The organism is Vibrio sp. 1457, assembly GCF_033340195.1.
GTDB lineage: Bacteria > Pseudomonadota > Gammaproteobacteria > Enterobacterales > Vibrionaceae > Vibrio > Vibrio alginolyticus.
In genome coordinates this window covers 23,956-37,033 of record NZ_JAWOWA010000017.1, presented here as the reverse complement: position 1 = coordinate 37,033, position 13,078 = coordinate 23,956, and the positions used below count along the sequence as shown (strand labels likewise).

The 13,078-nt window shown below is 45.6% G+C and carries 11 protein-coding genes; 2 read left to right on the top strand and 9 right to left on the bottom strand.

Features of this window, described 5'->3' with window-relative positions; all coding sequences use genetic code 11:
- Positions 1-44: 44 nt before the first annotated feature.
- From R7Z41_RS16940 to R7Z41_RS16905, 8 genes are all read right to left on the bottom strand, one after another.
- On the bottom strand, positions 45-1,346 hold the full coding sequence (locus R7Z41_RS16940) for a BatD family protein (protein ID WP_318136387.1): 1,302 nt from the start codon (positions 1,344-1,346) through the stop codon (positions 45-47).
- The gene (locus tag R7Z41_RS16935; RefSeq protein WP_318136386.1) at positions 1,343-3,073 is read right to left on the bottom strand and encodes a vWA domain-containing protein; all 1,731 of its coding nucleotides are present in this window, start codon (positions 3,071-3,073) and stop codon (positions 1,343-1,345) included. The genes R7Z41_RS16940 and R7Z41_RS16935 overlap by 4 nt, the downstream gene beginning before the upstream one ends.
- Positions 3,066-4,136, bottom strand: a complete 1,071-nt coding sequence (locus R7Z41_RS16930; RefSeq protein WP_033906482.1) for a vWA domain-containing protein — start codon at positions 4,134-4,136, stop codon at positions 3,066-3,068. The genes R7Z41_RS16935 and R7Z41_RS16930 overlap by 8 nt, the downstream gene beginning before the upstream one ends.
- Positions 4,129-4,707 carry a DUF4381 domain-containing protein gene (locus R7Z41_RS16925; protein ID WP_318136385.1) on the bottom strand — a complete coding sequence of 193 codons (579 nt, stop codon included), beginning with the start codon at positions 4,705-4,707 and terminating at the stop codon, positions 4,129-4,131. The genes R7Z41_RS16930 and R7Z41_RS16925 overlap by 8 nt, the downstream gene beginning before the upstream one ends.
- On the bottom strand, positions 4,708-5,670 hold the full coding sequence (locus R7Z41_RS16920; protein WP_017821549.1) for a DUF58 domain-containing protein: 963 nt from the start codon (positions 5,668-5,670) through the stop codon (positions 4,708-4,710).
- Positions 5,671-5,682: 12 nt separating this feature from the next.
- On the bottom strand, positions 5,683-6,666 hold the full coding sequence (locus tag R7Z41_RS16915; protein ID WP_005376549.1) for an AAA family ATPase: 984 nt from the start codon (positions 6,664-6,666) through the stop codon (positions 5,683-5,685).
- Positions 6,667-6,751: 85 nt separating this feature from the next.
- The gene (locus R7Z41_RS16910) at positions 6,752-8,053 is read right to left on the bottom strand and encodes an anaerobic sulfatase maturase (RefSeq protein WP_065275239.1); all 1,302 of its coding nucleotides are present in this window, start codon (positions 8,051-8,053) and stop codon (positions 6,752-6,754) included.
- Between the two features lie 114 nt (positions 8,054-8,167).
- On the bottom strand, positions 8,168-9,694 hold the full coding sequence (locus R7Z41_RS16905; protein WP_047008268.1) for an arylsulfatase: 1,527 nt from the start codon (positions 9,692-9,694) through the stop codon (positions 8,168-8,170).
- Positions 9,695-9,834: 140 nt separating this feature from the next.
- On the opposite strand from R7Z41_RS16905, the gene R7Z41_RS16900 reads away from it, so the two are divergent.
- The gene (locus tag R7Z41_RS16900; protein ID WP_017635364.1) at positions 9,835-10,692 is read left to right on the top strand and encodes a LysR family transcriptional regulator; all 858 of its coding nucleotides are present in this window, start codon (positions 9,835-9,837) and stop codon (positions 10,690-10,692) included.
- Positions 10,693-10,826: 134 nt separating this feature from the next.
- Here R7Z41_RS16900 and R7Z41_RS16895 read toward each other — a convergent pair whose 3' ends face one another.
- A complete protein-coding gene (locus R7Z41_RS16895; protein ID WP_005376560.1) occupies positions 10,827-12,374 on the bottom strand; it encodes an arylsulfatase in 1,548 nt (515 codons plus the stop codon).
- A 306-nt stretch (positions 12,375-12,680) separates the two neighbouring features.
- Between R7Z41_RS16895 and R7Z41_RS16890 the strand changes: the two genes are divergently transcribed.
- Entirely contained in the window at positions 12,681-13,067 is a 387-nt protein-coding gene (locus R7Z41_RS16890; protein ID WP_017635365.1) for a winged helix-turn-helix domain-containing protein, read from the top strand.
- Positions 13,068-13,078: the final 11 nt, after the last annotated feature.

Below are 13,078 nucleotides of genomic sequence, written 5' to 3'. Positions count from 1 at the left end.
CTCTATTCTCTAATAAAAACGAGGCGCTATATTAGCGCCCCGTTTTATTCATTGCCATCTCTTCCAATGACTTTGTCCAGTTCTGGTAACGCTCGCGGAATACGGAATTTAAAGCGTTTTTGTTTGGTCTGGATTTTGCGCCACATCGACTTCAGTAAATGAGCGCTATTTTCACCATTTTGCATTCGCGACGCACTTTTTTGCCACGATTCACTCGTATCGGCTTTGGTCATTTCTAGCTCGGCCGTATTTAAACGCAATTGTTTGTACAATATGGTCCTTGCTTCAGACCAACGTTTAGCCTTTAACAAACGGTGGAACGTCAGCCATGCTGGTGTCGGTCTGTTGCGGTAGTAACGTTTAATGGCTACCAATGAAATAATCACAAAACCCAGCAACACAAGCGTGGAAACAATCCATGCAAAGTACGTTCTGATGAAGGACTTCAACGTGTGCTTCGCGGCAAAAGTTTTGCCCTCTAACATCACCGTTTCCACTTGCTGAGTCTTACTGTTCCACCAACGGAACTCATAATCCGGCAGGGTTAATTCACCACCTTGTTGAATCACGTACACGCTCTCTTCTGTGCGTGTTGACTGGTAATCACCACGTGTTTGCGTATCTGTCAAACGGTGGGGTTGAGGATACGCTTGATAACGGGTTGTTGATTCTCCTTTCAACAAGTCTGGTAGCAATACAGATAGTGAATCTTGAGCCGAAATGGTGATTTTACGCGTGATTGCATCCCCAACTTTGAGTGACTCAGTGGAGGTATCCCACTCTTGCTTTACCTCTACATCTGTTGCAGAAAACCAAGGTGTCTCACCACTCAGCAGGCCCGATGGCAAGACGGTTTTGAACTTAATCGGCTGCGTGTAAAGTGTGCCTGACACCTTCTCGCCGTCCGGCGCAGACACCTGAACGCCCACTGCGACAGGTGGAATCACAAAATCACCAGAAGCTTGAGGATACAAAGTCACTTCCCAGCGTTGACGCGACCAAGTTTGCCCCTCTTTTTGCTCAGTAAAGTTGGTTGCTAGTTGATTACGCTGTTTGGCGATAACATTGGGTATTTCAATATTGCCAATTCTCGTACCACCCGTAAACCAACGCGGCGTTGCCACTTCGATGGTTAAAATAACTTGCTCATTGACGCTAAAACTTGGTGTTTTCCTCTTCTCTCCAGCCATTGGTTGTTTACCAACCCACGCTTGTAACTCAACTCCATGCTTTCGTTGAACGTCACGAATATCTTGAGCCAACACACTACTGCTCAGGAGGAAGCCGAAACAGATAACTAACCACAAGGGTAAAGCAAAGTGCGTAAAACGGTGGCTTTTCATCATTGCACCGCCTCCTCTGTATTTTCGTTCGCAGTAGAGGTTGATTCTCCGGTTTCTATTGAACGCAATTGAATCTGAAACTTCGCATTTAAGAAGTATTTAGGATCCGCTTCGACTCGCTTTAACCATTTGTCGGCTAATTCTTGGCTACCTAAGATGTCGTCTGCACTTAACGTTTCTTTAATCATCAACTCCGCTGACGTTTTTTCATCCGCCCCTTCTGCGGTTTGAGGGTTATCGCCTAGCTCGGTTGATGCTTCTTGCTCCGTTCCTGCCTGACTCTCACTCATCCGGTTGATGTCCTCTACAATACCACCAATCACTTTCAAGTTATGCTCAACATCCGGTCTTAGCCTCTCGCTCAACGTTGGCTTGTTGGCTAGGGATTTTAACAAGTCACGTGCAGCCAAATATTCACGCTGACGCGCCAATGCACTCGCCGCATTATAAAGACCGTAATCTCGAACCTCTTCGGACGGGTCGTTTTGCATTTCCAAAAACGCGCTGTGCGCGAGCTCAAACTCGCTAGCGTAGTAGTACGCCGTGCCTTTGCGTAATGGATCGACAAAGTGTTTTGCAGCTTCTAAATACGCTTGTTGGTTGAACAAACGCTGTCCTTGTTGGTCTGGCGTCAGCCACAAATCCCACCACCATTGCTCCACCTTGTCGAAGGTCGTCACTTTTTGCACAACTTGTGGCTGCTCGGCTTTAACAGAAATGTTCTCCGCCATTGCACTGGTCGGCATCAACAGTGTACCGCTCATCATTACAATCACGCACCACTGCACTAACCACCCTTTTCTAAACCACAGCATCATGATCAACGCGATTGGAAACAGAAGTTGATAACCCATGTCTTTCCAAGGCATTGAAGATTCGCCATTAAGCTGCATATTGCGCTCAACGTATCGGTTCAGTTGCTCGATATCACTATTATCGACAGTCACTTCCACCAATCGACCGTTAGTCTGACTAGCCAGTTTTTGTAGAGAATCCAAATCCATTGGGTTGTTACTCACAATGTCAGCATTCCCTGCCGCAAGAATTAACAGTTGATAAGGTTTGCCCGAGAAATACGCTTGGTATTGCTCAATCGTGGCTGGATTAACGCCATCACTCACCAACAGAACGGTGGAGCCTGGTTGACCTTGCAATTGTTGATCAATTAACGGCAAGGCTTTTTCGGCAAGCTTACCTTGCACGGGCATAATTTCTGGCGTAATGGCCGCCAAAAATGGGTCAAATACTTTGCTGTCTTGAGTTATAGGCATTGCGACATGAGCACTGCCCGCGAACACGACTAAACCCGTTTTTCCGCCTTTTCGCACGGCTAGCAAATCGCGTACTTTCTGTTTGGAACGCTCAAGGCGGCTTGGTGGGAGATCTTTTTGCAGCATCGAGTCGCTGTTATCAAGCACCACAAGCATAGAGGCTTTATCTTCGCCAAAGGGAGAAGGTTCTCGTTGCCACGTTGGGCCTGCACAAATCACAATGGCGATGAACACAATTAGCATCAAGAGCTTAAGCGGCAGTTGCTTACGCCAGCCTCGCTCACCTATCGTCAAAGCATTGCGTAAATGTTCGGGCAGAATATCCTTCCAGCTTGGCTCGCTTTCTTCTCGCCAGCGTAACCACACCAAGAAAAACATGGGGATCAAAGCCAGTAACCACAGTGGTCGAATAAAATGAAACTGCGTAAAGAATTGCGTCCAACTAAGAGAATCAAACATCGCTCTCTCCTAATGATGATCGTGTAACAGCCCTTCTTTTAAGTGTTGCGACGCTGAACGCGAGCAAATGCATGATGACCACTAACGCCATCAAGTAATGGTGAAGGCTTTGTTTTGGGCGGTATGTGGTGCTTTCGTAAAGTTGAGGTTCCAGTTTGCCAATTTCGTCGTAGGCAGCCGATAGTTCATCACGGTTGAGTGCTTCAAACGCTTCACCGCCGGATTCTTTCGCAATGCGATGAATCGTGTCCATATCCAACGCGGTTTCACCTATCGTTTCCGGATCGCCCATCGCAATGACGTGTACTCTCACGCCTTTGGCTTTCGCAACTTTCGCCGCATCAATCGGTTCAACAAAACTGCCCGTGTCGTTACCATCGGTTAATACAATCGCGACTTTTTCACGGTTTTGGTCTTGTTCTAAAGCACTACGCGACTTATCGCTTTGCTCAAAAACTTTAATCGCTAAGCCAATCGCATCACCAAGATGGGTACTCTGCCCTGCCATTGCCACATCGGTTTGGTTAAGCAGTTCGAGCCACACTTTTTGGTCTGCGGTAAATGGCGTTTGCACGAAAGCAGCATCACCAAAAAGCACCAAGCCTAATCGGTCACCTTTACGAGACTGAACAAACTCCGACAGCACTTCTTTTGCCGCATCAAGACGAGAAATTTTTTCGCCTGTACGTGAGGTGAAATCTGGCTCGGCCATGGAGCCCGAAAGATCCACCACCACCATCACATCGCGGCCTAAACTCTCGCGAACTTGAGGCTCGCCTAACACGGTGGGTTTTGCCATCGCACACACCACCAAAAGCCATGAAAGAATTAACGTTGCTCGTTGCCACCAACTCGGGGTCAACTGGCTTGCACCTTCTGATGGCGTCTCGCCAATCGCTTCCACCAGCTGACTAAAAAACGGCACTTTGATCGCCATTTGCTTAGTGCGATATGCAGGCACCAAGTAGTACACCACCAACGGCAAGGGCAAAACCAGAAACCACATTGGGTGAGCAAATTCAAAACCAGACAAACCAGTTATCGATGCAAGAAGATCATTCATGTTGACCTCCCTGATGTGCTTTGCGTTTCAATCGTGGTGATTTATTTGCCGCGCTTTTTTGAGCATCACCACGCTGTTCACTCACCCAGTTTTTCGCACGAGCAATAAGCGTTACTCGCTCTTCGTTGGTTAGCGTAACGCTTGGGTCAACAATACTTTGTAGCCAACACTTTGAAAGCTCATCGTTAAAAACCATTTGCGAGTTTGCTTGAGAGTCTCTGGTTTGCGGATACAGCGCATCGAGCTTGCGCAGAAAGGCGGTATCAAACAATTTCGCGTTGCGGCTATCAATATGAATCAGCACTATTTTAAGCACAGAGAACAATACTTTTGGCATGTCTTTGTCGCTCGGGTTGATTTGCGAAATCGCCAGTAGAGCTTCTTTTCGGTAACGATTATGCCACCATTGCCGAGCCAAGCGATATGCGAAATATACCAATGCAATGAACGCAACCGCCGCTAAAATTTTCCAGCCAATAGTTTGCGGGTACCAACTCACGCTAGATGGTACGGCCACATCATGCAGCTCTCTGAGTATGTAGGTACTTGGAGGCGTAGGAAGATCACTCATTTAACGCCCTCCTACCAGTTTTTGGAATTGTTTAATGTGCTCACCTGTCGTATCGAGTTCGATGTGCGGAAGGTGTTTCATCGCCATAAGTTGAGAGAGTGATTGACGCTGTAAGCTAGTTCGAGCCTCAAGCTTTGCGCTCGCAGCTTCTACCTTTGCTTTGCTGTCTAAATTGAGTTGATACTGCCCGTCACCAACCACCCATTTCGATTTTGCCAAATCGTCTGGTAGCGCTTGTTCTAATGGGTCACTGACCATCACTGCAAGAACATCGTTGTGCTGTTGTAGCTGTTTAAGGTGATCAAGATGGTGCTCCTCGCAGTCGCTCCAGTCGCTGATAAAAATCAAAGTGGATTGCTTGAGCTTCATGCGTTTAATAAGCTCAATCCATTGACTGAACGTTACTTTTTCGGAATTGCAGGAGTCCACATTGAGCGATTGATTGGCTTTAGCGAGACGTTTAAGTTGCGCCAGAAGATCGTTTTGCGAACGCTGTGCCTTGCTGTGAAACAATGCCTGCGGGGATGCGATGACAAAACCGACTCGGTCGCCATCTTTTAATACTCGCCACCCACACATCGCTGCGATCTCTGCCGCGACAACTGATTTCATTACTTGCGTCGAAGCAAAAAACATTGTGCTTCTCTGGTCGACACACACGATTACGTTGCGATCTTTTTCTTCTGTATAGCTGCGCACGTGCGGCTTACCTGTACGCATCGTAACTTTCCAATCAAGGTTACGAATATCGTCACCCAATTGGTAATGGCGCAGCTCTTCGAAGTTCAATCCACGACCGCGAAACAACGAATTGTGTCGGCCAGAGAGTACGCTACCCGCTTTTAGATGAGGAAGTAAACTGAATGATTCTGCTTGTGCTTGCAGACGTACTAAACGAGCATAATCGCAGTACAAACGGGGATCCATCCCCTGTGATTTTGGCGCAAGAGTTGGCTTAGCCATAATGCCTCCCACTTACCCAATTTCTACACAGTCTAGCAGCTCTTGTACGACTCGTTGATGATCGACCCCATCTGCCAGTGCATCGTAGGTCAAAGAAAAACGGTGGCCCAATACAGACGGAACCATGGCACGCACATCGTCAGGAGTAACGTGGTCACGTCCTTGCATCCACGCATACGCACGAGCGCATTTGTCGAGTGCGATAGAAGCACGAGGACTAGAGCCAATCTCAATCCATTTTGCTAAGTTTGAATCGGCATAACGCTCTGGCTTACGAGTCGCCATCACTAACGCAACGATGTAGTTTTCCACTAGGTCTGATACCACGATGTTTGGTAACTGACGACGCGCTTCTAGCACCACGTCTGGCTCGATGTGTTTTGGCGTAATAATTTCGCTGCTGGTTTCCGCACCCAATTCTTCACTGCGCACCAAACGAATGATGTCACGTTCTGCGTCATCTTCTGGATAATCGACGGTAACCTTCATGATAAAGCGGTCCATTTGCGCTTCTGGCAGTGGGTACGTGCCCTCTTGCTCTACTGGGTTTTGCGTTGCAAGCACCATAAATAAGTCTGGCAATACGTGAGTTTTATCGCCTACTGTGATTGTGCCTTCGGCCATGGCTTCAAGCAGTGCCGCTTGTACTTTGGCAGGTGCACGGTTGACCTCATCAGCAAGTACAATGCTGTTAAAAATGGGCCCAGGTTGAAAGTGGAGTTGCGGCTTACCATCCAGCTCTTGATAAACCTCAGTACCCGTCACGTCAGATGGTAAAAGATCCGGCGTAAACTGGATTCGACCAAAACTGGTGTTTAACAAGTTCGCCAACGATTTTACGGAACGTGTTTTTGCCGTTCCCGGTAAACCTTCTAGCAGAATATGCCCATTTGTTAATAACCCGATGACTAAAGCTCGAACCACATGGCTTTGTCCAATGACGCTTTTTTCTGTTTGTTCGATGAGTTCTTTTATCGCTTGTTGTGCGTGGTTCATAGGATACCTTTTCAATGGTTTAAGCCGTCTTTTCGATAGTTAAGTATAAGAACAAATGAAATAACTTAAGGTTATATTCACTATGTTATCTTTGCGGTTCTTGAGATTGGAGAAGTTGTGCAAGACCAACCAACATCGGTAACGCATAATCAAAGAACATTTTGATTCCCGAACACAAATAGTTTAGACCACTCTCACCATTCGGCGTTTTGATCAAACGGTTTTTTGGGCACTCACCCCAACAATAAGGCAAGTAAGGGCATTGCTTACAATACGTCGGCAATGAATCGCGTTTTGCCATGCCAAAAGTATATTGTCTTGTAGAGAAGGCCATTTCATTCAGTGAGTGTTCATGAATGTTGGCGAGTTTGTATTCTGGATACACATAGTGGTCGCAACTGAACACGTCGCCATTGTGCTCAATCGCCAACCCTTTGCCACAAAACTCCGCCGTCACGCAAAGCTGAGACGGTTTCCCCATTACTTGCGCCACCGCGGTTTCAAACAGATTAACCAGCACACGGCCAAGATCGTTATTCACCCACTCTTCAAAGGTCGCCATTAAAAAGCGTCCCCAGTCTTCAGGATCGACTGACCAATCCGTTACAATCGACATTGGATGCCCCGGTTTAGCCAGATCACTGCCTTTGGTTGGGATCATCTGTTCGTTCCAAAACTGCGGCGCGGTTGTTTGGAAGTTGTTGGCTTCTACCACCGGCGCAAACTGAATATAAGTCACACCCAATTCTTGGGTTAAAAATCGATATACTTCGAGCGGGTATTTCGCGTTGTGACGATTCACCGTGACCAACGCGTTGAATTTCACGCCATGCGCTTGGAGCTTATCTACCGCTTTCATCACCAGATCAAACGTCGGCTTACCGCTGCGGGTTTTGCGATATTTGTCGTGCAGCTCTCGTGGCCCATCAATCGACAAGCCAACTAGGAAGTTGTGTTCTTTTAAAAACGCACACCACTCATCGTTTAGCAAAATGCCGTTGGTCTGAAGGTCGTTTTCAATGCGAACGCCTTTCGGCTGATGTTTCTTTTGCAGAGCTACGACATTACGGAAATAGTCCAGCCCAAGCAGCGTTGGCTCCCCACCCTGCCATGAGAAAACAATTTCTTCGCCATCCTGACTTTCGATGTAGCTTTTCACGAACGCTTCCAATGTTGCGTCGTCCATTTTTGGCTGCTTTTCTTGGTGCAGTAGATTTTCTTTATGCAGATAAAAGCAGTACTGACAATCGATGTTGCATTTTGCTCCGCCCGGCTTTGCCATCACATGGAATCGACGGTCATACGCCTCCGGAACCGGTGATTTAGACGCCGTTTTAAGAGGAACAATAGGCATGGTAGTAGAATGGCGAGGGGAAATCTTACTCATACGTTTCTCACTATTAAATATACCCAAATAACCTCGTGAGCTTTGTACCACAAGAGTGAAGCTATTTGGGTATATAGCGCTCCGAAAAGCGCTATGGATTATCGATGTTCTTTATTACTTAGAAGACTTAGGTACGAATGAACCTGCTTCCATGCGAGGTGGGAACTCTTTAAACGTACCCATTACCTCTTTCACTTTCTCTACCGCTGGCATCATTAGGAATGAACGCTCGTACATCCAACGAGAGTAACCCATACCTTGGTCACCACGTTCGAATGGGTCGATACTCAAGTCGAAGATCAATGGAACACGAAGTTTAGTAAACGGCTTGCGCCATACATCCATGCCCGTTTCATTCTCTTGAATCATAAAGTGGAACTTGTACTTTCCTTGGCGTAATGCCACAAGATCGCCGTCATCGCTCCAGTAAACGAACTCATTACGAGCAGATTTGTCTGATTTACCCGTTAGATATGGCAGTTGGTTATAACCATCTAGGTGAACTTTATAGTCCATATCACCAACTTTCTTGCCTTTTAGTAATTCATCTTTAACTTTGGTGTCACCCGCTGCAGCAACCAATGTCGGGAAGAAGTCCTCTAATGACATCATGCCGTTGAACGTTTTACCTGCTTCGATGTTTCCTGGCCATTTAATCAACATCGGCACACGGAAACTGCCTTCCCAGCCAGTGTTTTTCTCAGAGCGGAATGGTGTCATCCCTGCATCAGGCCACAAATCAACCATAGGACCGTTGTCAGTGGTGTAAACAATGATTGTATTGTCATCCACACCCAACTCTTTGATCTTATTAAGTAGCTGACCGATTTGATCATCGTGCTGCTTAACACCATCCGCGTAGAAACCAGCACCTGTTTTACCTTTGTATTCTTCAGGAACATGCGTGAAGTTGTGCATGCGAGTGGTGTTAAACCAAGTAAAGAACGGCTTATCCGCTTTTACTTGTTTTTCTATGAAGGTTTCCGCAGCATCAAGGAATTCACCGTCAACATTTTCCATACGCTTACGCGTAAGTGGACCGGTATCTTCAATTTTGCCGTCAGCGTAAGAGTGGATTACGCCACGAGGGCCAAATTTCTTCTTGAACTCTGGATCTTTAGGATAATCCACGTTCTCTGGCTCTTCTTCCGCGTTCAAGTGATATAGGTTGCCGAAAAACTCATCAAAACCGTGGTTGGTAGGAAGGTGTTCGTCTCGGTCGCCTAAATGGTTCTTACCAAATTGTCCGGTTGCATAACCCATTTGCTTAAGCACGGTTGCAATCGTTGGATCTTTTTCCGAGATACCTTGCGGAGCGCCTGGTAAGCCCACTTTTGATAGACCAGTACGTTTTGGCATTTGACCAGTAATGAATGCAGAACGGCCTGCTGTCGAACTTTGCTGTGCGTAGAAGTTAGTGAACTTCGCACCTTCTTTAGCAATGCTATCGATGTTCGGCGTGTTGTACGCCATCATGCCTTGGTTGTAGGTACTAAGGTTCCAGTAACCAACATCATCACCAAAGATGACAAGAATGTTGGGTTTGTCCGCTGCGTGTGCAACTGCAGATGCAGCGCCTAATGCTAACGTACATGCGTTAAGTACGAGTTTTTTACTGCTCGTTTTGGTCGCATTTTTCATATTATCTCCAAGAGTTCGCTAGTGCGTAAAAATGGTATTCGCTTTTCAATACCATTGTTGATATAAGATAAAGCACTAATTTCAGGCGATAAATGCAGTCAGAATTAGTTAACCTATAAATTAAATTTATGAGTAACGTTATGGACTTGAATTTGATCCAAACTTTTCTTGTTGTCGCGGAGTTCCAATCTTATACGAAAGCCGCGGAACAATTGGGGCTTACACAACCCGCTGTGAGCGCTGCAATAAAGCGTTTAGAACAAGTGGTCGATAAGCAATTATTTGTCAAAAAAGGGCGAGGTATTGCACTAACATCCACCGCTTATCAACTGCTACCGCAATTCCAGCAAGCGGTTAATATCATTGATAATGCGATATCCGATAAGAATCATTTTGAAGTGTGTTGTTCCGAAATTTTATTGCACATTATGGACCCGATAAAGAACACTATTTTTTATGAATCACCACCCGAAAAGTTCTTATTATTTGAGCTGTTAAGACAACAAAAAGTCGATCTAGTAATCGATACGGTGATCACGAAAGATGCAGCGTTTATTATTGAAGATGCTTATGAGGAAGAAGCCGTGGTTATCTGTAGTGAGAACCATCCCCGTGTACACGGCACGCTCACAAAAGAGCAATTTTATGAGGAAACTCACTGTTTATTCTCAGGAAAATGGAACAACATGTCGGGGTTCGAGCAACTAGCAAAGGAAACAATTCAAGAAAGAAAAGTCGACTTGATCACATCTTCGCTAGCGGGCATGGCGCTGTATGTCGCCCAAAGAGACAGTTTAGGGATCGTGTCTCAATCTTTTGCAAACAAGTGGAGCAAAGCGCTCAAACTTCAAATTTTGCCCTGCCCCATTTCGATACGCTCTATCCCTTACAAGTTCGTTTACCATAAGCGAGAGGTAAACAACCCAGCCCACATCGCTCTACGTGAAAAAATCAAAGCCAACTTAACGGCAGCCCACTACGAACCAATTTGTTTATAACTCTTGTCAATTGAAGCGTTAGGCGTTTTCGTCATCAAGCTTTCTACAAACCTTAATAGATAGAATTTTACAGATAAAAAAGAGGCTCACGTTAATGAGCCTCTTTCTATATGTGATACTTCACTTAGCTTTTCCTACTTATTTGGGTTCTCTTTTAGTTTCTCCATCACTTGATCGAGCGAGAAGCTTGCTGCTTTTTGCCTTGGTGGGAACTCTTTAAACGTTTCAAGGAATCTGCCTACGTAAGCTTGCGCAGGAACAAGCATGTAAGCACGGTCTAGCATCCAATCGTAGTAAGTGTTAGAAGTGATATCAGCCACTTCGTAAGGATCCATACGCAAGTTGAAGATCTTAGGAACACGAAGTGTGGTGAATGGTTCAGCCCAAATACGCAACGTGCCTTTTGCTCGTTGCTCCATAAAGACCAGCTTCCATTTGTTATAGCGAAGTGCAGTTAAGTCTCCATCATCTGAGAAGTAAAAAATTTCTTCTCGTGGGGCCTTATCCTCTTTACCAGTCAAATATGGTAGGAAGTTATAGCCGTCTAGGTGAACTTTGAATTTCTTACCATTCGCACTATAACCTTTGAGCAATTTCTCTTTGATATTGTCATCACCCGCGGCAGCAACAAACGTTGGCATCCAGTCCATGTGATGCATGATATCATTCGAAACAGAGCCAGCTTTAATTTTACCCGGCCAACGTACCATCGCAGGAACTCGGTACGCACCTTCCCAGTTGGTATTTTTCTCTCCACGGAATGGCGTTGTACCTGCATCTGGCCACGAGTTCATGTGTGGGCCATTATCGGTGGAGTAAAAGACGATTGTGTTGTCTTTAATACCCAAATCATCCACTTTTTTCAGTAGCTGACCTACATGGTTATCATGCTCGACCATACCATCTGCATACTCGCTGATACCTGTTTTTCCAGAGTTCTCTTCTTTCACATGAGTACGGAAGTGCATACGAGTTGCGTTCCACCAGACAAAGAAAGGTTTTTCAGCCTTGACTGCACGATCCATAAAGTCGAGTGCCGCATCTAACGTCTCTTCATCCACGGTTTCCATGCGCTTGCGAGTTAGAGGTCCTGTATCCTCAATTTTGCCATCAGCGTACGAACGGATAACGCCGCGCGGACCGAACTTTTTACGAAACTCAGGATCTTTAGGATAATCGACGTTTTCTGGCTCCTCCTCGGCGTTCAAGTGATAAAGGTTGCCAAAAAATTCATCGAAGCCGTGATTAGTAGGAAGGTGCTCATCTTTATCACCTAAGTGGTTTTTACCAAATTGCCCTGTCATATAGCCCATCGGCTTCAGCATTTCGGCAATGGTTGCGTCCTCTTCCTTCAAGCCAAGATCAGCACCTGGAAGCCCCACTTTACTCAAACCTGTTCTAAGAACGGTTTGGCCCGTAATGAAAGTAGAACGGCCCGCTGTACAAGATTGCTCACCGTAATAGTCAGTGAACATCATGCCTTCTTTGGCGATACTGTCTATATTTGGTGTTTTGTACCCCATCAAGCCAAACGTGTAAGCACTGAGATTGGACTGGCCAATATCATCACCCCAAATGACGAGAATATTTGGTTTCTCTGCTGCGATACTGCTACTTGTCGCACCGATTAAAGCGGCGGCAAGAATCGCTAATCGGCGTTTAACGCCATATTTCGCTGTCATATAAACCTCTGTGTGTATTAGAAAAGTGCTTCCTGCAACAGAATGTATAGTTCACAAATAGCGGATAAGCGAATTTACTAAATGAGAATTCTTTCTATCTTCGCCTAACATTACACCGTTATTTGTAGCTAATACGCACTCCAATAGCACTTTAGTTCAGAGCGCCATCGCACCATTCATCACTACTGTTAATCTCAAATATTAAGATTGTCTACGCATATCACAGTGCCCATAAAGTACCTGATTGCTTTTATATAAATATTAATGATAATACGTTTTACTACCATTAATAATTAAGGTGCCCGCGTGCTTGACTCCAAGGTTTCAAATGGAAAAACTTACCAATGCCAACACAACGGCGTTCACCATAATGATGAGGAGCTATTACTAGATAAGCGCACTCACTCTGTGGTACTCAATTACTTGCCAAACAAGAAATCTGTTCAGTTAACAAGCATTCAATTTAAGCTGCTGCAAACTCTCACTCACCATCAAGATCAAGTACTTAGTAAGCATTTTCTTTACGAAACAGTACTAAAACGTGAATTTACTGAACATGATCGAGCACTCGATATGCACATGAGCAGAATGAGAAAGCGTCTAGTTCACGAAGGCGTTCCAACAGACAGAATTCAGACAGTCCACCGCCAGGGTTACATTTTCAAGCGCTCAGACAATCAACAGAAAAATTAACGCTAATTGGC